This is a genomic window from Streptomyces sp. NPDC093568 (assembly GCF_044764945.1).
Taxonomy (GTDB): Bacteria; Actinomycetota; Actinomycetes; order Streptomycetales; family Streptomycetaceae; genus Streptomyces.
Genome location: NZ_JBIWJD010000004.1, coordinates 541,714 through 562,617, shown reverse-complemented (window position 1 = coordinate 562,617; position 20,904 = coordinate 541,714). Strand labels below are relative to the sequence as shown.

The window sequence follows — 20,904 nt, the reverse complement described above, 5'->3', positions numbered from 1 at the left end:
TGAGTGAACTGCGGCCGCGGCCGGTTACGACGCGCCGGCTCCCCGCCACTCGTCCAGCCGGACCTCGATCACCCTGCCGATCTGGGGTTTTTACGCTGGTTGGCATGGAAGCGCGCCTTCTTCTGGCGATTCCCGCACGTGTTCATGTCACACCATTTGCGGGTGCGGCTCTGGCTGGTGTCGAAGAAGGCCGCTCGGCAGGTTGGCGACGCGCACAAGGCCAGTTTCCCGTCTCGTTCGCCCGCGATGATGCTGATCGCGTCCGCGGCGATCACGCCGAGGGCGTCTTCCACGCAGGAAGCCGAGCTGAGCTGCCAACGCCGCCGGCCCTCGGGCGTCAGGATCGCCGCGGCCCGGCCCTGAGCGCTGCATTCGTTGATGACTTGGACAGCGGACGCGGGGAGGGGGTCCTGGATCGCGGCCGCCGTCGCGGCGGCGTGAATCGACTCCCTCAGTTCCCGGGCGCGGTCGAGCTGGGCGGTGGTGCAGGAGTCCACGGCGAGGCCGCTCACCGCCAGCCAGTCGACGAGTCGGTGCGGCGTGGGGATGCGCTCCACGGCGTTGCCGTGACGCTCCGACAGGGTCCCCGTGAAGCTGGTCGCCAGCACGTTGCCGAGGCGGAAGTCAGGGAAGCCGGCACGCATGGAACCACCTTAGCCGGTTGCCGTATGACTCGGCGGGCTGCTAGAACCGTCTTAGCCGGTTCGCGGCAGGTAGCGGCCGGTTCCATGACGGTCAGGAGGTCTTATGCCTCGTCCAACCGGCGACGTACACGCATTCGAAGCCCACGCAACTGACGCTGACCTCGACGATCTGCGCGCGCGACTGGCCGCCGCGCGACTGCCGGAGCGCGAAACGGTCCCTCGCGCCGCGCCCGGGCCCCGTCGGTGGGAACAGGGTGTTCCGCTCGCCGACCTCGTCGATGTCGTGAACTACTGGCGCACCGGGTACGACTGGCGGCCGTTCGAAGAGCGCCTCAACCAGATCGGCCAGTTCCGCACGACCATTGACGGTCTGGGTATCCACTTCCTGCACCGCCGGTCCGCGCGCGCGGATGCCATTCCTCTGGTCCTGACGCACGGCTGGCCGGACAGCATCGCGCGATTCGTGGATGTCCTCGACGAGCTGGCCGACCCGCGAAATCCGGACGCGCCGGCGTTCCACGTCGTGGTCCCGTCGCTGCCGGGGTTTGGCTACAGCGACAAGCCGGCCACTACCGGGTGGGGTACCGAAAAGATCGCGGCCGCCTGGGTGGAGTTGATGGAACGGCTCGGCTACAGCGAGTTCGCAGCCCACGGCGGCGACTGGGGCGGGAACATCACCACGGTTCTCGGCGGCAGGTTCCCGGCGCACGTTCTCGGCATCCACACCACGTTCGCGGAGGGACCGCCCGGGCTGACGACGGACGGGCTCACGGCGGTCGAGCGCAGGTGGGCCGAGGACACCCGCGATTTCTGGCGCCACCGCGCGGCGTACGCCAAGCAGCAGGCGACCCGGCCGCAGACCATCGGCTACTCGCTCGTCGACTCACCGGTCGGGCTTCTCGCCTGGATCCTCGACAAGTTCGCCGAGTGGTCGGACACCGAGGACAGCCCGTTCGAGACGATCTCCAGGGACAGGGTTCTCGACGACGTCACCCTGTACTGGCTGACGCGGACCGGCGCGTCGTCGGCGCGTATCTACTACGAAAGCCACAACTCGCTGGACCCCGAACTGCGGGTCGACGTCCTGTCAGCGATCACTATCTATCCCCACGACGTCGAGAAGTGTCCCCGGCCCTGGGCCCAGGAGCGGTACCGACAGATCGTCCGATGGGGGGCGCCCGAAACCGGGGGGCATTTTCCGTCGCTGGAGGTTCCCGAGTATTTCGTCAGAGATCTGCAAGAGGGTCTCGGGGCAGTGCTGGCCGCCAGTCGGTGAACGCGGCTGCAGACCTGCCTACGGGGAACCCGTTCCCGGGCGATTGCGGTTTTGCGGCAACCACCCGGGAACGGGTTTCTTCGATTCAGCAGTGGTCGGTGTTCGTCTTGTACCAACCGCCCCACGTATTGGTCGCGTAGTCGTCGTAGTTGCAGTAGTAGTTCCCCGACTCCGTGACGACCTTGACGGCCTTTCCGGCGGAGCTCTCGAAGTAGCCGACCGTGGCCAGGGCCTTGCCGTTGCCGGGGAGCTCCTTCCAGCCTCCCGCGCCTGACCAGGTGTGCCAGATGGTCCCCGAGGGCGCCACGCCGAAGCACTCGTCCGGCCCGTACTGCCAGTCGACGAAGTCAGCGCCGTATTCGTTGAAGTTTCCCGTGTATCCGAAACAGGTTGCCGAAGCCGCTGACGCGGGTGAAGTGGAGATGCCCACCGCACCGAATGCCGCCACGGACACCGCGGCAGCAGTGACCGCCAGACGGAAACGAGACTTCACGAGTTCTCCTCTGTTCGGTTCCGGCCTTCTTGATCGAGCTCGCCTTACGCTATGCGGGCCCGAAAGGATCACACAAGCGCGGATTTCGGCTACTCGCACACAAATGGACCGGTTAATTCCGAGTAGAGGAGTGATTCATGGATTTAGAGCAGGTGTAACCTTCCCCACGGATTCCCGATGCGCAATTCGGGTCAACAACACCGGAAGCGCGGTGTGCGGGCGCGCGGGGCGGGTCGACGGCTCGGTTGCGTCCGCGCCGCCGTAGTCGGGTGAAACGGGCGTTCGAGCTGGCCGGGAACCCTAGCCCCTCGCCCCCTCCAGCCGGTCCTTGAGGAGTCGCTCGTCGCGCGGCAGTTCCTTGCGGACCTGGGGGCGGACGACGAGCGGTACGAGGACCTTGCCGATGCCGTGGCCTTCGAAGTCGACCTCGATGGAGACCCGGGAGCGGCGGCCGCCGTCGAGCGGCTCGATCTCACCGTGGCTGCGGGCGCGGACGGGGCCGTCGATGCCGTGCAGATCCCAGCTGTGCGGTGGATCCAGCTCGTCGAACTCCACGGTCATCGGGATTTGACGGCTTCCTACGCGCCGGGTGACCCGGACCCTGGAGCCGGAGTGGATGGGCCCTTCGTCGAGCGACTCGGCCGCGACGGCGCTCAGCTGCCATTCCGGCAGGTGGGAGGGGTTGGTGATGTACGCGTAGACCTCGTCCGGCGTGCAGTCGACGTCGATGACTTCTCGGATGGCGGTCATGGCGACCCCCTTTGAGTGCCTTTGCGGGCGTACGGCCTTTTCGCGGACGTACGGCGCCTTTGTGGTCGTACATCGAAATCGTCCCACAAAGCAAGGAGCCTCCGCTCAGCCAGAACGGAGGCTCCCGGATGCGATGCCGAAAAAACCGTCAGCCGGACCCGACGAACAGCACGAGCAACAGCCACACCACCGGCGCCGTCGGCAGCAGCGAGTCCAGCCGGTCCATGATCCCGCCGTGCCCCGGCAGCAGCGTGCCCATGTCCTTGATGCCCAGGTCCCGCTTGATCATCGACTCACCGAGGTCGCCCAGGGTCGCACTGGCCGCGACCGCGAGGCCCAGGAGCAGGCCCTGCCACCAGGTGCCGTCGTCGATCAGGAACTGCATGCACAGCGCGCCCGCCACCATCGCGAAGCTCACCGCACCGAGCAGGCCCTCACGGGTCTTGCCGGGGCTGATGCGCGGCGCGAGCTTGGTTCTGCCGAAGCGCCAGCCGATGGCGTACGCGCCGGTGTCGCTGACGACCGTGAGGAGCAGGAACGTCAGGACGCGCCACGGGCCGTCGTCGGCCGTGAGCATCATCGCGACGAAGGTCGCCAGGAACGGCACGTAGAAGGCCGCGAAGACGCCCGCGGTGACGTCCCTGAGGTAGCCCTCCGGTGGCTCGGTCATCCGCCAGACCAGTACGGCCAGCGCGGTCAACGCCATCGCCACCCAGGCGCCCTCGGCACCCCGGACGTATCCGGCGACGACCATGGCCGCGCCACCGAGCGCCAGCGGCACGAGCGGGGCATTGATGCCCTTGCGCTCCTCGAGCCGCTTGGTCAGCTCCCACAGGCCCACGACGACAGCGACCGCGACGACACCGACGAAGACGGCCTTGACGACGAACAGCGACGCGACGATCACCACGCCCAGCCCGACACCGACCCCTATGGCCGCACTCAGGTCGCGCCCCGCGCTCTTCTTCTGCGGCTGGGGCGCCGGCTGCGGGGCGTCGGGCATGGGCTCCGGATTCTGCGGCGCCGCCTCGAAGGGCCGCGCCTGCGGCATGTCGTGAGACCGCGTCTGCGGGGGCCGGCCGTGGAACAAGGGGCCGCCCGTCCGAGCGGCCCCCCGGTCGTCATCCTGGTCTCCGCCATACGCGGGCACGTCGGGCACGATGGGCATGGGGCGAGTCTGCTGCGCCTCAGGCGCATCGTACGCGGGACCCGCCGGGGCAGCCCCCTGGACAGGTCCACGCGCGGAGGCCCCCCAGTACCCGGCCTGCCCGGCCCCGGTCGGCGCCCCCCAGGAAGAGTCGTTCATCAGACCTCGAGCAACTCTGCTTCCTTGTGCTTGAGGAGCTCGTCCACCTGAGCCACGTACTTGTGCGTGGTGTCGTCGAGCTCCTTCTCCGCACGGCGGCCCTCGTCCTCGCCGATCTCGCCGTCCTTGATCAGCTTGTCGATGGCGTCCTTGGCCTTGCGGCGCACGGAGCGGATGGACACACGCGCGTCCTCGGCCTTGCCCTTGGCGACCTTGATGTAGTCGCGGCGGCGCTCCTCGGTGAGCTCGGGGAACACCACACGGATGATGTTGCCGTCGTTGCTCGGGTTGACGCCGAGGTCGGAGTCGCGGATCGCCTGCTCGATGTTGCGCAGCGCGCTCTTGTCGAACGGGGTCACGACCGCCATGCGGGGCTCCGGCACGGAGAACGAAGCCAGCTGGTTGATCGGCGTCGGCGCGCCGTAGTAGTCGGCCACGATCTTGTTGAACATCGCCGGGTGCGCACGGCCGGTGCGGATCGCGGCGAAGTCCTCCTTGGCGACCACGACGGCCTTCTCCATCTTCTCCTCGGCCTCGAGGAGGGTCTCTTCGATCACCACTTGCTCCTGCGTGTCTTGAGTAAGGCCCGGCTGCGGTTCCTCTGTGTGGGGCGGCGGCCGGCTGCGTCGCGTCTTCTTCCTGCACGGTTCCCGACCGGCAGGACATTGTCCATCCCCCGGTCAGGGTCCGCCCCGTCCGTCCCCCGGACGGGTTTGTCGTCTGAGTTGTCGGAGCGTCAGCCCCGACCGCCCTGCTCACCCACAAGCGTGCCGATCTTCTCACCCTTGACGGCGCGGGCGATATTGCCTTCCGCCAGAAGCTCGAAGACGAGGATCGGGAGCTTGTTGTCGCGGCACAGGGTGATCGCCGTGGCGTCGGCGACCTTGAGGTCGCGCGTGATGACCTCGCCGTAGCCGAGGGAGTCGAACTTGACGGCGTCCGGGTTGGTCTTGGGGTCGGAGTCGTAGACCCCGTCGACACCGTTCTTGCCCATCAGCAGCGCCTCGGCGTCGATCTCCAGGGCGCGCTGGGCGGCGGTGGTGTCGGTGGAGAAGTACGGCATGCCCATACCGGCGCCGAAGATGACCACGCGGCCCTTCTCCAGGTGCCGTACGGCGCGCAGCGGGATGTAGGGCTCGGCGACCTGGCCCATGGTGATGGCGGTCTGGACCCGGCTGTCGATGCCCTCCTTCTCCAGGAAGTCCTGGAGGGCGAGGCAGTTCATCACGGTGCCGAGCATGCCCATGTAGTCGGAGCGGGCCCGGTCCATGCCGCGCTGCTGGAGTTCGGCGCCCCGGAAGAAGTTGCCGCCGCCGATGACGACCGCGACCTGCGCGCCGTCGCGCACGACGGCCGCGATCTCGCGGGCGATCTTGTGCACCACGTCGGGGTCGACGCCGAGGCCCCCGCCACCGGAGAAAGCCTCTCCGGACAGCTTCAGCAGAAACCGGCCGCGTACTTTGCCGTCGTCGCTCTTCTGGGCCTTGGTGGTCATCGAGATCCCGCCTTTGTTACGTGGTGCACATACGAAGAAGGCCATTGCCGGCTCGGGTGTGTTTCGCATCCCATGCGCGGCAACGGCCTCCTCGTCAGATCTGCTGTCGTCCGTCACGCGCGCGTGCGCGGTGACGGCGTCCGCCAACGACTGCCTTCGACCCTATAGGGCGGAGGCGCCGATCGCGGCACGGACTCAGATGCCGACCTTGATGCGCGAGAAGCGCTTCAGGGTGACACCGGCCTCGTCCAGAACCTTCTGGACGGACTTCTTGTTGTCGAGCGCGTACGGCTGACCGAGCAGCGTGGCGTCCTTGAAGAAGCCGTTGAGGCGACCCTCGACGATCTTCGGCAGGGCGGCCTCGGGCTTGCCCTCGGCGCGGGTGGTCTCCTCGGCGACGCGGCGCTCGGACTCGACGACCTCGGCCGGCACGTCCTCCTTGGAGAGGTACTTCGGCGCGAAGGCGGCGATGTGCTGAGCGACGCCCTTGGCGACCTCGGCGTTCGGCTTGTCCAGCTCGACGAGGACACCGATCTGCGGGGGCAGGTCGGGCATCGTGCGGTGCATGTACGCGATCACGAAGCCGTCGGCGAACTGCGCGAAGCGGTCCAGCACGATCTTCTCGCCGAGGTTGGCGTTGGCCTCGTCCACGAACGCCTGGACGGTCTTACCGGCCTCGATCTCGGAGGCGAGCAGGGCCTCGATGTCGGCCGGGGAGGTCTTCGCGACGTGCTCGGCGATCGCGTTGGCGACGGCCTGGAACTTCTCGCCCTTGGCGACGAAGTCCGTCTCGCACTTCAGCTCGACGATGACACCGGAGGAGTTGTCGTCGGCGATGATCGAGACCACGGCGCCGTTCTCGGCGGAGCGGCCCTCGCGCTTGGCGACGCCCTTCTGGCCCTTGATGCGGAGCGCTTCGACAGCCTTCTCGACGTTGCCCTCGGCCTCGTCCAGCGCCTTCTTGCAGTCCATCATGCCGGCGCCGGTGAGCTCGCGGAGCTTCTTGACGTCAGCGGCGGTGTAGTTCGCCATGAGTCTGTGAATCTTTCTCGAAGTCTGGAAGATCGAAGATCTACGGGGTCTGCGGCCCCCATGTAGCCGGGAGCCGCTGACCTTTCGTCGACCTACGGGTGAACGGCGGGAGCGGACTTCACCGCGCCGGAGGCGCTGTGGGATTCAGTACCGCTCCCGCCGTCAACGCTGACGGTGTCAGGCCTGCTCGCCCTCGGCGGCCTTCTCGCCCTCGGCCGGGGCGGCCTCGGCAGCCGGAGCCTCGGCGGCCGGAGCCTCGGCGGCGGGAGCCTCGGCAGCCGGGGCCTCCTCGGCCTTCTTCTCGCCCTCGAGCAGGTCGCGCTCCCACTCGGCGAGCGGCTCGCCGGCGGCCTTCTCGCCCTTGCCCTCCGTCGCCACGCCGGAACGGGCGATGAGGCCCTCGGCGACGGCGTCGGCGATCACACGGGTGAGCAGGGTGACGGAGCGGATCGCGTCGTCGTTGCCCGGGATCTTGTAGTCGACCTCGTCGGGGTCACAGTTGGTGTCGAGGATGGCGACGACCGGAATGTTGAGCTTCCGGGCCTCGCCGACCGCGATGTGCTCCTTCTTGGTGTCCACGATCCAGACGGCGCTGGGCACCTTCTGCATCTCGCGGATACCACCGAGGGTCTTCTCCAGCTTGGCCTTCTCGCGCGAGAGCACGAGAAGCTCCTTCTTGGTCAGACCGGAGGACGCGACGTCCTCGAAGTCGATCTGCTCAAGCTCCTTGAGGCGCTGCAGACGCTTGTAGACGGTCGAGAAGTTGGTGAGCATGCCGCCCAGCCAGCGCTGGTTGACGTAGGGCATGCCGACGCGGGTGGCCTGCTCGGCGATGGCCTCCTGCGCCTGCTTCTTCGTGCCGACGAACATGACCGTGCCGCCGTGGGCGACGGTCTCCTTGACGAACTCGTAGGCGCGGTCGATGTACGACAGCGACTGGAGCAGGTCGATGATGTAGATGCCGTTGCGCTCCGTGAAGATGAAGCGCTTCATCTTCGGGTTCCAACGACGGGTCTGGTGACCGAAGTGGACGCCGCTCTCCAGCAGCTCCCGCATCGTGACGACGGCCATGGCCGTATCTCCTTGAATGTTCTCGGTTGTGCCGCGGATGCCGGACGGCTTCCGCGCCTGACGCCCACATGCGCCGTGCCACGAAGGACCGAGGGGCGCTGATGCGGACCGTTTCCGGGAGCCGCATCGGGGCGTGCGAAGTCGACCCGGTGACCCGGATCGCCAGAAGAAGTGTACGGGACCCGGGAGGCAGCGGGTGACGCCGCTGTCCACAACCCGGGAGTTATCCACAGATACCGGCCATGATCGGTGAGGGTGGGGGACGGTTCTCGCATGCGAGAGATGCGATGTGCGAGGACGGCCCGGTTTGCGAGGGCATGCCGACGGCTGGTGTTACTGCTGCTCCTGACCGCGGCCGCCCTGCTGTCACCGGCCCCACGACTGACTCTGACTGCGACCGGCGTGCCCGTCGCCCCGGCCCCCGCAGTCTCCGGTGCCCCCACGGTCCCTCCGGTGCCGCCGGTGCCGGCCGTCGGCCGGGCGTGGCCCATGGGTGCACGCCCTCCGATCCTCCGCGGCTGGGAGCCCCCGGCGACGGCGTACGGCCGAGGCCACCGCGGCGTCGACCTGGCGGCGCCGGCCGGGTCACCCGTCCGGGCGGTGGCGCCGGGGCGGGTCTCCTTCGCGGGCCGGGTGGCCGGAAAGGGGGTTGTGTCGGTGGAGCTGACGGGGACGGGGGATCCACCCCTACGGACGACGTACGAACCGGTGCGGGCGGTGCTGAAGAAGGGCGACGAGGTGGCGGCGGGGGATGTGGTGGGCACAGTGGAGGCGACCGGGTCGCACTGCGCGGGGTCGTGCGTGCACTGGGGCCTGAGGAGAGCCGAGACGTACCTGGACCCGTTGTCCCTCATGCCTCCGTGGCTGCTGAACCGGGGTCCCTCGAGGCTGCTGCCGGTACTGGGGGTGCCGCTGCCGGCCTAGCCGACCGGGCGGCGAGCAACGACGGCACGCCTCCAAGGCGCTCGCCTCCTAAGCCGCCCGTCAGCCCCCGCTCGCGCAGACCTCAGCCCCGCACCCCCCGCAGAGCCATAGCCACCGCAGCCTCCGTAATCGCCGAAGGCTCCTCCGCCGCCCCCAGCTCGATCCTCCGCACGGCCGCGTCCACCACTCCCTGCAGCAGCATCGCCGCCAGCCGGGGTTCCGCGTGCCCCATCTCCCTCAGTGCCTCGACGATCATCGCGACCAGCCCGCCGTGCGCCGCCCGGATCTTCTCCCGAGCCCCAGCGTCCAGTTCGCTCGCGGAGATCGCCACCACGGCCCGGTGCCGCCGGTCCCCCACCAGCGCGAGCTGCCGGCGCACATAGGCCTCGACCTTGCCCTCGGCCGTGTCCGCCCGCTCCATCGCCGCCGAGACCTCCGCGGCCCACACGGGAAAGTCGACCTCGCACAGCTCCTCGACCACGGCGGCCCGCGACCGGAAGTACTCGTAGACGGAACTGCGCGCGAGCCCCGTCCGCTCGGCGAGAGCCGGGAAGGTCAGCGCCTCCGTCCCGCCCTCGGACAACAGGGAACGCGCCGCGTCCAGCAGGGCGGCTCGCTGCATCGACCGGTGCTCGGCCACGGAGGCCGCTCGAATCCTTGGCACGTCAACCACTTTACGGACGCGCCCTCGCCGACGGGAGTCTCTCCACGGAACGCCACTACGTCCGGCCAGGTCAGCGTCCGAACCCGGCCAGTTTCGCCCGGAGCTGGAGCACGGACTTGGTGTGGATCTGGCTGACCCGGCTCTCGGTCACCCCGAGCACGTTCCCGATCTCGGCGAGCGTGAGCCCCTCGTAGTAGTACAGGGTCACCACGGTCTTCTCGCGCTCGGGCAGCGTGTTGATCGCCCGCGCCAGAAACCTCCGCAGCTCCCGGTCCTCGGCCACCTCCACGGGGTTGTCCGCGGCGGTGTCCTCCAGGGTGTCCATGACGCTCAGCCCGTCGCCGCCCTCGCCCCCGCCGTGCAGCAACTCCTCCAGCGCCACCACGTTCGCGAGCGAGAGCTGGCTGAAGACCGCGTGGAGCTCGTCCACCGCGATCCCCATCTCGACGGCCACCTCGGCCTCCGTCGGAGTGCGCCGCAACCGCGCCTCCAGGGTGGCGTAGGCCCGCTCGACGTTGCGCGCCTTCTGCCGCACCGATCGCGGGATCCAGTCCAGCGCCCTGAGTTCGTCGATCATCGCGCCCCGGATCCGCGTGATCGCGTACGTCTCGAACTTGATCTCCCGGTCGATGTCGAACTTCTCGATCGCGTCGATCAGTCCGAACACCCCCGACGACACGAAGTCCGCCTGCTCCACGTTGGGCGGCAGACCGACGCTGACCCGGCCGGCCACGTACTTGACGAGCGGCGAGTAGTGCAGGATCAGCTGCTCGCGCAGTCGCTCGTCCCCCGTCGCCTTGTACGACCGCCACAGCTCGTCGAGCGTCGAGGGAGCGGGCGGTCGCACGGTGCCACCGTCACGGGCGGCTGGGGGGATCGCCGCCCGGTCGGAGCCGGAGGTGTGCTGGGGCATTCGTTGCCTTGTGCCGTTCTGCCGTGAAGTGCGGGGATGCTTTGGGGGGAGCTGTCTGGCCGATGTCGTTCTGGTGCCGTTCCGGGAACCTTCCGGTGCCGAGGTGCCGGTCTGAGCCGGAATCCTCGCGAGCGTAGCGTGACTGCGGTGTCGCGGTGCGCGAAGGGCGGAGCGCAAGCCGTACGCAGATACGTTCCGCTGGACGCTCCGCCGGGGCATGACGGTCGCACTGAGTGATCACCCGAACACCCCAACTGGGCGAATTATCAAGGGCGTCCGTGTTCCCCCGTACGGCCGAACACGCTCGGTCAGCAGCCGCCGCGACCGGCGCGAACCGACGTCAACGCCTGGCGTGTCAACTTCCAGCTGTCGCCGTGTCGTTCGACGTAGCCAAGTGAACGGAGTTCGTACAGTCTCGCGATCGCGTCGTCCTCCGTGGTCTGCGCGCCGCGTGCGATCTCGTCCGCTCTCGCGGCGCGGCGGCCGGGCAGCGCGGCCAGCACGCGGCGGGCCGCCGGCTCCAGCAGATCGCGCGGCAGGACGGGTCCGCGGCGCTCGGGGGCCAGCTCTCCCATGTCGCCGATCAGTTCGACGACCTCGGCGGCGTCGGTGACGAGGACGGCGTCGCCGCGCAGGAGTTCGTGGACGCCGGCGGAGAGGCCGCTGGTGGCCGCGCCGGGAACGCCCATCGTGTGCCGTCCGAGCCGCTGCGCCGCCCGGGCGGTGACCAGTGAGCCGCTGCGGTGGGCGGCCTCGACGACGACCGTGCCCCGGGTCAGCGCCGCGATCACGCGGTTGCGCACGATGAACCGGCTGGGCGTGGGGTGCTCCCCCGGCGGCAGCTCCCCGATGACGAGCCCCTGGTCCGCGATCCTGTTGATCAGCTGGGTGTGCCCGCGGGGATAGGGCCGGTCGACCCCGCAGGCGAGCACGGCGACGGTGGCTCCGCCCGAGCCGAGGGCGCCCCGGTGTGCGGCACCGTCCACGCCGTAGGCACCGCCGGACACGACCACCCACCCCCGCTCGGCGAGTCCGCCGGCGAGGGTGGTCGCCATGTGGGCGCCGTACTCGGTGCAGGCCCGGGCGCCGACGACGGCCACGGACCGCAGGGCCCACATCCGCAGACTGGCCCGGCCCCGCACCCACAACCCCATGGGCCGGGCATCCCCGAGATCGTCGAGCTGGCCGGGCCACTCCACCCCTCCGGGACACAGAAACCGCACTCCGGCGTCCCTGGCCGCGGCAAGATCCCGCGCGGGCTCGGCCCGCGTCGCACGCGCCCGCAGCCCCTCCCATCGCCTGGGGCTCACACCGGGCAGCACCTCGACGCCCTCCCGTAACCGCCGGGCCACGTCCCCCACCCCGAACTCCCGCACCCACCGCCCGACGACCTCGTCCCCGGGCTCGACGACGCGGCTGAGGAAGACCCGGTCGAGCAGTTCGCCGCCCGGGTCCGCACCGCCGGTCACGTCAGCGCCCCGATGGCCATGGGCACGCCGCGCGGCACACCGGTGCGCAGTTGCAGCGCCAGTCCGACGTCCGTCGCGTCGGGCCGGTCGTGGCCGACGAGGTCGGCGACGGTCCAGGCGACCCGCAGGACCCGGTCGAGTCCACGGGCGGTCAGCACACCGCGCTCCAGGTTCCGTTCCGCCTCGTCCATGGCGCCGCTCGCGGCGTACCAGCGGCTGCGCAGCTCACGCCCGGGGATCTCGCTGTTGGTGAGCCAGGGCGTCCCGGCGAGCCGGGTGTGCGCCCGCTCGCGGGCCGCGCGCACCCGGTCGGCGACCGTGGCGGTGGATTCGCCCCTCGCGCCGCGCTCGGTCAGCTGGGCTCGGGTGACGCGGTCCACCTCCACCCGGAGGTCGACCCGGTCCAGCAGCGGCCCGGACAGCCTCGCCTGATAGCGGCGGATCGCCGAGGGCGGGCATTCGCACACGTCGTCCAGTTGGGAGAAGCGGCCGCACGGGCAGGGGTTGGCGGCGAGCACCATCTGGAACTTCGCCGGGAAGCGCACGACACCCGCGCTGCGCGCGATCACGACGTGCCCGGCCTCCAAGGGCTGGCGCAGCGCGTCGAGCGCCACACTGCTGAACTCCGGCGCCTCGTCCAGGAAGAGAACACCCCGGTGTGACAGGGACACCGCGCCGGGCCGTGCGATGCCCTGTCCGCCGCCGACGAGTGCCTGCATCGTCGCCGAGTGATGCGGGGCGCAGTAGGGGGCCACGTCGATCAGGGGCTTGCCCGGGGGCAGCAGCCCCGCGACCGAGTGCACCGCCGTGACCTCCAGCGACTCCGGCCTGGTGAGCCGGGGCAGGATGGCCGGCAGCCGCTCGGCCAGCATCGTCTTGCCCGCGCCCGGCGGCCCCTCCAGGAACAGGTGGTGCCCACCCGCCGCGGCGACCTCCACAGCCGTGCGCGCCGAGATCTGGCCCACCACGTCGGCCAGGTCGTGCCCGCCGTCCGGCTGGGCGGCGCCCATGCTGTGGATGCCCGTGGCCGCGCTCGTCCCCGGCACCCGCAGGCCGGCGAGCAGCGGATCCGGCCGGCCCTGCTCCTGGGGCTCCTCGTCGGGTACGGGTTCGTCGGCGAGGACGGCGATCAGCTGCCGCAGGCTGCGCACTCCCAGGACGGACACTCCCGGCACCAGCGACGCCTCCGCCGCGGCGCACTCCGGGACGACCACCTGCTCGTAGCCGGCGTCGGCGGCGGCCAGCACGGCGGGCAGGATGCCCCGGACGGGACGCACGCGTCCGTCCAGTCCCAGTTCGCCGATCATGACGATGTCGGCGAGAACCCGCGGGTCGATCCGCTCCGCCGCGCCGAGCACCGCGCAGGCGACCGCCAGGTCGAAGCCGCTGCCCGCCTTGGGCACCGACGCCGGACTGAGCCCCACCGTCAGCTTCTTCTGCGGCCACTCGCCGCCCGAGTTCACGACGGCCGCCCGGACCCGGTCCCGGCTCTCCGAAAGGCTCTTGTCCGGCAGGCCCACCAAGGTGAACGCCGCCACCCCGGGCTCCAGGTCCGCCTGGACCTCGACCAGGACACCCTCGACGCCGACCAGGGCCACCGAGCACGTACGAGCGAATCCCATCTCAGGCCACCCCCCGCGCGTGCTCGACGACGGGGGCGCCGCGCTCCGGCAGGACGACGCCGATCAGGTCGATGCGGACGCCTCCCGGTGGGGCGCCGCCGTGGGTGTGGAGCCAGCTCTCCGCGAGGCCCCGCAGCCGCTGCGCCTTCTCCAAGGTCACCGCGGCCATCGGATGCTCGAAGGCACCCTTCCTGCGTGTCTTGACCTCGCAGACGACCAGGACGTCGCCGTCCCGCGCCACGATGTCGATCTCACCTGTCCTGCCGCAGCGCCAGTTGCGCTCCAGGACCGTCATCCCGGCCTCGACCAGCCGCCGCGCGGCCAGGGTCTCGCCGTACCTGCCGAGTGCACTCCGTGCGTTCATGTCGGCACCACCTCCGGCGCCAACCCTCACGCGAAACAGTTCACCGAGTTGATCTTGGTGGACTACTCACCGGTTGTGGAAAACTCCGTCACCCGGAAGGCAACTCCAGATCACTCTTGTTCAGCTCCTCGATGTTCACGTCCTTGAACGTCAACACCCGGACCTGCTTGACGAACCGCGCCGGGCGGTACATGTCCCACACCCAGGCATCCGCCATCGACACCTCGAAGAACACCTCACCCTGGACCGAGTGCACCTGCATCTCGTAGTCGTTGGTCAGGTAGAAGCGGCGCTCGGTCTCGATCACGTACTTGAACAGACCGACGACATCGCGGTACTCCCGATAGAGCTTGAGCTCCATCTCGGTCTCGTACTTCTCGAGGTCCTCGGCGCTCATGGCATGTTCCCCTTCAGCCGTGCGATCCCACCATTGTGCGCCAGTCCCGTCAGCACCTAGACAATTTCGGGGTCAAGGGTCACGGGCCCGGCGGGGGGACCTTCGTCGAGCAGCGTGCGCAGCAGCTCGGCGAGTCTGGTCGGATACACCGTCTCATGCGCTCGGGCAAGTTCCTGACACGTCCACCAGCGCGCACCGGCGACACTGCGCCGCTCCAGTTCGGTGAGGGCCACGGCCCGGGTGGCCGTCTGGGTGGTACGGGCCAGGTAGTACCACTCGTCCTGGTCCCAGCGACGCCCCGCGAACGGGAACGAGCACCTGCGCCGCCACAGCACGGGGCCTAGCTCGACCTCCGTGATGCCGGTCTCCTCGGCGAGTTCCCGCAGCGCGGCCTCCTCCCGCGTCTCGTCGCCCTCGAGTCCCCCGCCGGGCGTGAACCACCAGTTGTCGGCCGGATCCTCCGGCTCATGGCCGTACAGCAGCAGAATGCGGTCGTCGGGGTCGAGCAGCACGACCCGGGCGACCTTGCGCAACCCGCCTTCGTGCTCCTGCACCGCCTCAGCGGACACCCGCGGGCTCCGTCCGCGTGCCGGAGCGGCGGCCGCCGAGCAGCTTCGCGACCGGACCGTACGCACCGCCGCCCAGGACCAGCACGGCGCCCGCGACGACGAGCGCGACGAGCGTGCGCAGCGGACCGGGCGACGACAGCGCGCCCAGCTGCTCGAAGCCCGTGGGGCGCGTCAGCATGCCGTCCATGGGCCATACGACGGCGTCCACCCGGGCCGACACGGCGCTGCGGGCCACCGTGCCGCCGGCGGCGTCCGTGAGGTGGGCGGTGGAGTCCAGGGAGCCGCTGCGCTCGTCACCGAGGAGGAAGAGCCGGCCCTGCGGGACGGTGACCGTCGGGAAGTTCTGGATCTCGGCCAGGGTGCCCTTGGGCAGATACGGCTCGTCGATCCGCTTGCCGTTGACGGTCAGCTTGCCGTCGGTGCAGCAGGCGACCGTGTCCCCGCCGACCGCGACCACACGCTTGACGACGGGCGCGTTGCTCACCCAGGACTTGTCGGTGAAGACGACGACGTCGCCGCGGCGGATGTCGTCGCCGTCGATGCGCTCGGCCAGCACCCGGTCACCCGCGCCGATCGTCGGCTCCATCGAGGGGGTGGGCACGATGTACGGCCGGTAGATCACCGCTCCCCAGGCGAATCCGCCCAGGAACAGCACCAGGCCCAGCGCCACGGCCAGTCCGGACAGTCGCTGTCCGGTCCGGCTGCCCGCCGGGCCCCTGCTCGCGCCGCTGTCACGCGGCACCGTACGTGTAGTGCTCTCGCCACCCATGGATCCGCACCCTACCCGGCGGTACCACCACCGGGCAGCCCCTCCTCGGGCCCCGAGGCGGCACGCTCGGCAAAGGTTTCCCAAGCCTTTGTGGAGGTGCTGTGGGTGGCCTCAGCACGTCAGCGCCTCAGGCACATCAGCGCCGCAGCAGGTATGCGCCGCAGCACGTATGCGCCTCCGCGCGTATTCCACCTCAGCGCGTTTTCCGCCTCAGCGCGTCTCCGCCGCCGCGATCCGGCGCCGGCGCCACAGCACGAACGGCACCGCACCCGCCAGGGCGAGACCCTGCGGCGCGACCGTCAGAGCGGCGGATCCGGCGTTCAGGTTCTGGTCGAAGGTGGCCGGAACCGGCAGGGTGCCCCAGCGGTTGACCGGCCAGGCGATGACGATGGCGCGGCCGACGACCTCGTTGACGGGGACCATGCCGTGGTTGCGGTCGGACTGGTTGTACCGCGAGTCCCGGGAGTTCTGCCGGTGGTCGCCCATGACCCAGATGAAGCCCTCCGGGACCTTCACCTTGAACACTCCGCCCTGGTCGTCCATGCTGCACGGCGTGTTGCCGGGGTAGACGTAAGGCTCGTTCAACGCCTTGCCGTTGACCGTCAGCGGCCCGGTCTTCTTGCACTCGACGGTGTCGCCGCCGACGCCGACCACCCGCTTGATCAGGTCCTTCTCCTCCGCGGACGGCATCAGGCCGATCCAGCTGAGGAAGGTCTGCAGCGCGTTGGGGTCCGGGGTGGGCTCGCCCGCCAGCCAGTTGTCCGGGTCGTGGAAGACGACGACCTCGCCGCGCTCGGGCTCGGAGCCGAACCACGGGGTGAGCTTGTCGACCAGGACGCGGTCACCCTGCTGGAGGGTGTTCTGCATCGAGTCCGACGGGATCGAGAACGCCTGCACCAGGAACGTCTTGATCAGCAGCGCGAGAACGAGCGCGATACCGATCAGGATCGGCAGCTCCTTCCAGAAGGAGCGCTGCTTCTTGGGCCCGGGGGCAGCCCCGGACTCCTCGTCATCGGTGGGCGGCCGTCCGCCCGACCCTCCGCCGCTGCCGGCCGGTCCGGGCTCATTCCCGGAGGTCACGGCGCCGTCCGCGGCCGGGTCGGCTGCTTCCACGGGGTGTCCGCGGTGCTCCTCGCCGTCGTGCCCGGACCGTGCGCCAACCGCCACATCCCCCACGCCAACTCCTTACTCTGTGCCGCTGCCTGCCCCATGCGCGGCGCAGGCCCACCACTCCCATAACGAGCGGGAGTTCCGCAGGGCTCGGGAGCTGGATCGTTCCGTTCGAATGGTCCTGTGCAACCCTATGCGACAGCTGGGGAGCAGCGGTCGACCCCGTCCCCCAGTCGGACACGGAGGCGTAGGTGTTCGGCTCCTCCAGAGTGGTCCAGTGGCCGAGGGGCCAGGCGATCCACATCGCCCGTCCGACGACCTCCTCCTCGGAGACCGTGCCGCCGTAGCCCTGGTCCTGGTGGGCTCGGGAGTCCGCGGAGTTGGCCCGGTGGTCTCCCATCACCCACAGCCGGCCCTGCGGGACGGTGATCTCGAACCGCGCCTCGGAGGGGGCGTTGCCGGGGTAGAGATAGTCCTCGTTCAGCGGAATGCCGTTGACGGTGACCCGCCCCTGCCCGTCACAGCACTTGACGCGGTCGCCGCCGACCCCGACGACCCGCTTGATGAGGTCCTTCTCGTCGTCGGACGGCAGCAGGCCGATGAAGGTGAGCGCCTCCTTGACCTGCTTGACGACGACGGGGTCCTCCTTCTTCACCGTCGTCTGCTCGTCCCGCAGCCAGCCACCGGGGTCCTTGAAGACGACGACGTCACCGCGCTGCGGCTTGGAGCCGAACCAGGGGGTGAGCTTGTCGACGAGGACGCGGTCGCCGATCTGGATCGTCTGCTCCATGGAGCCGGAGGGGATCACGAAGGCCTGGACGAGGAAGGTCTTCAGGACGAGCGCTATGAGGACCGCGACGCCGACCAGGAGGGGTATCTCCTTGATCGCGGAGCGCCTGCGGCGCCGTTTGACCTTGCGCTGGAGCTTGCGCCGCTCCGCGCGGGTACGCCCGCCGGCGGGGCTTGCGGCACGCCGCGCACCGGTGGGCAGCAGGTTGTCGGCGGGGCTGCTGGGGACGCCGCGGGGCTTGCCACGGTTACCCATGGGCGCCCGCCCCGTTCGACGCGGGCACGCGCGCGTAGGCGTCCGGGCGGGCCAGGCGGGTCCAGTGGGCGGTCGGCCAGACGATCCAGTCGGCGCGGCCCACGACGTCGTCGACCGGGATCATGCCGCCGCCGGGCGAGCCCAGATGGTCGCGGGAGTCGCTGGAGGCACTGCGGTGGTCGCCGAGGACGAACAGGGTGCCGTCGGGCACGACGACGTCGAAGCGCACCGCGGACGGGCTGTCGCCGGGGTACAGGAACGTCGACTCGTCGACCGACCGGCCGTTCACCTGGATCCTCCCCTCCTTGTCACAGCAGACCACGTGGTCTCCCCCCACACCCACAACGCGTTTGATGTAGTCCGCATCCCCGAAGTACCCGGTTCCGTCGAACACGACAACATCCCCGCGCCGCGGATCGGCACCGAAACGGTACGCCAACTTATTTACGAGAACGCGGTCCCCGATCCTCAATCCGGACTCCATGGATCCGCTGGGAATCTCGAACGGCCGCACCACGAACGTGTTGAGCAGCAGGAGGAACACCAGCAGGACCAGCAGCGTCAGGCTGATCCGTCCGCCCGGCAGCCACTCGGTGAAGCGCGAGGCGAACGCGAAACGCGACCGTCCCTCCTGACCCTCCGGGTCCGAGATCGCCTCGGGGTCGGAAGGGCGGGAGGAGCGGTCGCGCTCCGTCGGCTGTGCTTCGGTGTCCATCGGGGCCAGATGTTATCCGGCCCCGCTTCGGACCCCGCGGGGGCGAGCCCCCTGAAGCGCTCAGTTCTCGCGCTTCTCCTTGATCTTCGCCGCCTTGCCGCGCAGGTCGCGCAGGTAGTACAGCTTGGCGCGACGCACGTCACCGCGGGTGACGAGCTCGATCTTCTCCACGATCGGGGTGTGCACCGGGAAGGTGCGCTCGACGCCGACGGAGAAGGAGACCTTGCGGACCGTGAAGGTCTCGCGCACGCCGGCACCCTGGCGACGGATCACAACGCCCTTGAACTGCTGCACACGGGAGCGGTTGCCCTCGATGACGCGGACGTGGACGTTGACGGTGTCACCCGGGCGGAAGGCCGGGACGTCGCTGCGCAGCGACGCGGAGTCGACGGAGTCGAGCAGGTGAGACATTTCGTCTGCTTTCTTCGCCCATGCCACAGGTCATAGGCGGGAGCTAGTTCTTCGTGAGGATGCTGTCCGTGTCGGGGCGGGCGTCGTGTCCCCCTGTGGCAGGGGCGCGCGCCGGAGACGCACAACAGCGGACTATTCTTCCACGCCCTCGGCCCTGCGCCAAAATCGGCCGAACGGCTCCCCTTCCGGGTCGGGCATCCAGCCCAGGATGGAGAGCATCTCGCGGTCCTTCTTGTCGAAGGCCTTGGGGTCGCAACGCTCGATGAGGTCGGGCCGGTTGGCCGTCGTGCGCCTGAGCGCCTCGTCCCGCCGCCAGCGCGCGATCTTGCCGTGGTGGCCGCTGAGCAGCACGTCCGGGATGTCCCGGCCGCGCCACTGGGGCGGCTTGGTGTAGACGGGGCCCTCCAGGAGGCTCGCCATCGCGCCCGGCGCGAAGGAGTCGTCCCGGTGGGACTCGGCGTTGCCCAGGACGCCGGGCAGCAGGCGCGCCACGGCCTCCGTGACGACCAGGACGGCCGCCTCGCCGCCGGCGAGGACGTAGTCGCCGATGGACACCTCGTGGACGGGCATCCGGGTGGCGTACTCGTCGATGACGCGGCGGTCGATGCCCTCGTAGCGGGCCGGCGTGAAGATCAGCCAGGGCCGCTCGGACAGTTCGACGGCGAGTTCCTGGGTGAAGGGGCGCCCGCTGGGGGTGGGGACGATCAGGCACGGCTCGTGGGAGCCGCTCTCGTAACCGTCCGCCAGGACGGAGTCCAGTGCGTCACCCCAGGGATCGGTCTTCATGACCATGCCGGGGCCGCCGCCGTAGGGCGTGTCGTCGACCGTGTTGTGGCGGTCGTACGTCCAGTCGCGCAGATCGTGCACCTGGACGTCGAGCTGCCCACGCGCGCGTGCCTTGCCGACCAGGGAGACGTTCAGGGGCTCCAGGTACTCCGGGAAGATCGTGACGACGTCGAGCCTCATGCGCTGTCGTCCCGGGACGAGGCACTGTGTCCATCAGCGACTTCCTCGCGGGCCGCCTGGTCGTCGATCAGGCCGGGCGGCGGGGTGATGACCGCCCGCTGCTCCTCCAGGTCGATCTCCGTGACGATCTCCTCGACGAAGGGGATCATCACCTCGCTCCCGTCGGGCCGCTCGACGATGAACAGGTCCTGGGAGGGCAGGTGCGAGATCTCGGTGATACGGCCGACCTCGACGCCGTCAGCGGTCACGACGTCCAGGTCCATGAGCTGGTGGTCGTAGTACTCGTCCTCGTCCTCGGGCAGTTCGTCCGGGTCGACGTCGGCGATCAGGACGATGTTGCGCAGGGCCTCGGCGCCGGTGCGGTCGCGCACGCCCTCGAAACGCAGCAGGAGGCGGCCGCTGTGGACCCGGCCGGTCTCGATGGTGAGCGGGCCCGCGGAGGCGGGATCGGTGGCGAGTACGGCGCCGGGGGCGAGCCTGAGCTCCGGCTCGTCCGTGCGTACCTCGACGGTGACCTCGCCCTTGATGCCGTGGGCGCGGCCGATCCGTGCGACTACCAGCTGCACTGTGCTTGCTCTCCTGTAGGAACGACGGAACAACTGCGGGCCGGGGACGGCCAGTGGCCCTCCCCGGCCCGAGCCGGTGCTGCGTTCGGCGTCAGCGGACGTGGTCCACGTCGACGAGGTCGACACGGACGCCGCGGCCGCCGATGGCGCCCACGACGGTGCGCAGCGCGCGGGCGGTACGGCCGTTGCGGCCGATCACCTTGCCGAGGTCGTCGGGGTGGACCCGGACCTCCAGCACGCGCCCACGGCGCAGGTTGCGGGAAGCGACCTGCACATCGTCAGGGTTGTCGACGATGCCCTTCACGAGGTGCTCGAGAGCCTCCTCGAGCATGC

25 protein-coding genes are annotated in these 20,904 nt (G+C 69.8%); 2 read left to right on the top strand and 23 right to left on the bottom strand.

Annotated elements, in window-relative coordinates:
* Positions 1 to 68: 68 nt before the first annotated feature.
* Positions 69 to 644 (bottom strand): CGNR zinc finger domain-containing protein, encoded by a 576-nt coding sequence (locus ACIRD7_RS19970; protein ID WP_403454808.1) that lies wholly within the window; start codon positions 642 to 644, stop codon positions 69 to 71.
* Between the two features lie 103 nt (positions 645 to 747).
* Between ACIRD7_RS19970 and ACIRD7_RS19965 the strand changes: the two genes are divergently transcribed.
* Positions 748 to 1,920, top strand: coding sequence for an epoxide hydrolase (locus ACIRD7_RS19965; protein ID WP_403454805.1), 1,173 nt, complete (start codon positions 748 to 750; stop codon positions 1,918 to 1,920).
* Between the two features lie 85 nt (positions 1,921 to 2,005).
* Here the strand turns inward: ACIRD7_RS19965 and ACIRD7_RS19960 are convergent, their stop codons facing one another.
* From ACIRD7_RS19960 to rpsB, 7 genes are all read right to left on the bottom strand, one after another.
* Positions 2,006 to 2,413, bottom strand: a complete 408-nt coding sequence (locus ACIRD7_RS19960) for a hypothetical protein (protein WP_403454802.1) — start codon at positions 2,411 to 2,413, stop codon at positions 2,006 to 2,008.
* Between the two features lie 300 nt (positions 2,414 to 2,713).
* Positions 2,714 to 3,163: an SRPBCC family protein gene (locus tag ACIRD7_RS19955; protein ID WP_403454800.1), complete on the bottom strand. Its 450-nt coding sequence runs from the start codon at positions 3,161 to 3,163 to the stop codon at positions 2,714 to 2,716.
* A gap of 148 nt (positions 3,164 to 3,311) precedes the next feature.
* A complete protein-coding gene (locus ACIRD7_RS19950) occupies positions 3,312 to 4,469 on the bottom strand; it encodes a phosphatidate cytidylyltransferase (protein ID WP_403454797.1) in 1,158 nt (385 codons plus the stop codon).
* Positions 4,469 to 5,026, bottom strand: a complete 558-nt coding sequence (gene frr / locus ACIRD7_RS19945) for a ribosome recycling factor (protein WP_147994035.1) — start codon at positions 5,024 to 5,026, stop codon at positions 4,469 to 4,471. The genes ACIRD7_RS19950 and frr overlap by 1 nt, the downstream gene beginning before the upstream one ends.
* Positions 5,027 to 5,205: 179 nt before the next feature.
* Complete coding sequence (pyrH, locus tag ACIRD7_RS19940; RefSeq protein WP_403454795.1) at positions 5,206 to 5,964, bottom strand: UMP kinase; 759 nt, start codon at positions 5,962 to 5,964, stop codon at positions 5,206 to 5,208.
* Between the two features lie 195 nt (positions 5,965 to 6,159).
* Positions 6,160 to 6,996, bottom strand: coding sequence for a translation elongation factor Ts (gene tsf / locus ACIRD7_RS19935; protein WP_403454794.1), 837 nt, complete (start codon positions 6,994 to 6,996; stop codon positions 6,160 to 6,162).
* A gap of 177 nt (positions 6,997 to 7,173) precedes the next feature.
* Positions 7,174 to 8,067: a 30S ribosomal protein S2 gene (rpsB, locus tag ACIRD7_RS19930; RefSeq protein ID WP_403454792.1), complete on the bottom strand. Its 894-nt coding sequence runs from the start codon at positions 8,065 to 8,067 to the stop codon at positions 7,174 to 7,176.
* 282 nt (positions 8,068 to 8,349) lie between these two features.
* On the opposite strand from rpsB, the gene ACIRD7_RS19925 reads away from it, so the two are divergent.
* A complete protein-coding gene (locus ACIRD7_RS19925; protein WP_403455104.1) occupies positions 8,350 to 8,991 on the top strand; it encodes a M23 family metallopeptidase in 642 nt (213 codons plus the stop codon).
* 82 nt (positions 8,992 to 9,073) lie between these two features.
* Here the strand turns inward: ACIRD7_RS19925 and ACIRD7_RS19920 are convergent, their stop codons facing one another.
* From ACIRD7_RS19920 to ACIRD7_RS19850, 15 genes are all read right to left on the bottom strand, one after another.
* Positions 9,074 to 9,631, bottom strand: coding sequence for a TetR/AcrR family transcriptional regulator (locus ACIRD7_RS19920; protein WP_403455103.1), 558 nt, complete (start codon positions 9,629 to 9,631; stop codon positions 9,074 to 9,076).
* 94 nt (positions 9,632 to 9,725) lie between these two features.
* On the bottom strand, positions 9,726 to 10,568 hold the full coding sequence (gene whiG, locus ACIRD7_RS19915) for an RNA polymerase sigma factor WhiG (protein ID WP_403454791.1): 843 nt from the start codon (positions 10,566 to 10,568) through the stop codon (positions 9,726 to 9,728).
* 308 nt (positions 10,569 to 10,876) lie between these two features.
* Entirely contained in the window at positions 10,877 to 12,037 is a 1,161-nt protein-coding gene (gene dprA / locus ACIRD7_RS19910) for a DNA-processing protein DprA (RefSeq protein WP_403454789.1), read from the bottom strand.
* Positions 12,034 to 13,659: a YifB family Mg chelatase-like AAA ATPase gene (locus tag ACIRD7_RS19905; protein ID WP_403454786.1), complete on the bottom strand. Its 1,626-nt coding sequence runs from the start codon at positions 13,657 to 13,659 to the stop codon at positions 12,034 to 12,036. Before ACIRD7_RS19905 ends, dprA begins: the two co-directional genes overlap by 4 nt.
* A 1-nt stretch (position 13,660) precedes the next feature.
* Positions 13,661 to 14,023 carry a YraN family protein gene (locus tag ACIRD7_RS19900; protein WP_403454783.1) on the bottom strand — a complete coding sequence of 121 codons (363 nt, stop codon included), beginning with the start codon at positions 14,021 to 14,023 and terminating at the stop codon, positions 13,661 to 13,663.
* Positions 14,024 to 14,111: 88 nt separating this feature from the next.
* Positions 14,112 to 14,420: a DUF2469 domain-containing protein gene (locus ACIRD7_RS19895; RefSeq protein ID WP_003993268.1), complete on the bottom strand. Its 309-nt coding sequence runs from the start codon at positions 14,418 to 14,420 to the stop codon at positions 14,112 to 14,114.
* A gap of 56 nt (positions 14,421 to 14,476) precedes the next feature.
* Entirely contained in the window at positions 14,477 to 14,989 is a 513-nt protein-coding gene (locus ACIRD7_RS19890) for an NUDIX hydrolase (protein WP_403454781.1), read from the bottom strand.
* Positions 14,979 to 15,758 carry a signal peptidase I gene (lepB, locus tag ACIRD7_RS19885; RefSeq protein WP_403454779.1) on the bottom strand — a complete coding sequence of 260 codons (780 nt, stop codon included), beginning with the start codon at positions 15,756 to 15,758 and terminating at the stop codon, positions 14,979 to 14,981. Before lepB (ACIRD7_RS19885) ends, ACIRD7_RS19890 begins: the two co-directional genes overlap by 11 nt.
* 210 nt (positions 15,759 to 15,968) lie before the next feature.
* Positions 15,969 to 16,934 (bottom strand): signal peptidase I, encoded by a 966-nt coding sequence (lepB, locus tag ACIRD7_RS19880; protein ID WP_403454777.1) that lies wholly within the window; start codon positions 16,932 to 16,934, stop codon positions 15,969 to 15,971.
* Complete coding sequence (gene lepB, locus ACIRD7_RS19875; protein WP_403454774.1) at positions 16,822 to 17,913, bottom strand: signal peptidase I; 1,092 nt, start codon at positions 17,911 to 17,913, stop codon at positions 16,822 to 16,824. Before lepB (ACIRD7_RS19875) ends, lepB (ACIRD7_RS19880) begins: the two co-directional genes overlap by 113 nt.
* Positions 17,906 to 18,628: a signal peptidase I gene (lepB, locus tag ACIRD7_RS19870; protein ID WP_403454772.1), complete on the bottom strand. Its 723-nt coding sequence runs from the start codon at positions 18,626 to 18,628 to the stop codon at positions 17,906 to 17,908. The genes lepB (ACIRD7_RS19875) and lepB (ACIRD7_RS19870) overlap by 8 nt, the downstream gene beginning before the upstream one ends.
* A gap of 60 nt (positions 18,629 to 18,688) precedes the next feature.
* Complete coding sequence (gene rplS, locus ACIRD7_RS19865; RefSeq protein WP_328422921.1) at positions 18,689 to 19,039, bottom strand: 50S ribosomal protein L19; 351 nt, start codon at positions 19,037 to 19,039, stop codon at positions 18,689 to 18,691.
* Between the two features lie 132 nt (positions 19,040 to 19,171).
* The gene (trmD, locus tag ACIRD7_RS19860) at positions 19,172 to 20,005 is read right to left on the bottom strand and encodes a tRNA (guanosine(37)-N1)-methyltransferase TrmD (RefSeq protein ID WP_403454769.1); all 834 of its coding nucleotides are present in this window, start codon (positions 20,003 to 20,005) and stop codon (positions 19,172 to 19,174) included.
* Complete coding sequence (rimM, locus tag ACIRD7_RS19855; protein WP_403454767.1) at positions 20,002 to 20,571, bottom strand: ribosome maturation factor RimM; 570 nt, start codon at positions 20,569 to 20,571, stop codon at positions 20,002 to 20,004. The genes trmD and rimM overlap by 4 nt, the downstream gene beginning before the upstream one ends.
* A gap of 91 nt (positions 20,572 to 20,662) precedes the next feature.
* A complete protein-coding gene (locus ACIRD7_RS19850) occupies positions 20,663 to 20,902 on the bottom strand; it encodes an RNA-binding protein (protein ID WP_003973401.1) in 240 nt (79 codons plus the stop codon).
* Between the last annotated feature and the right edge of the window lie 2 nt (positions 20,903 to 20,904).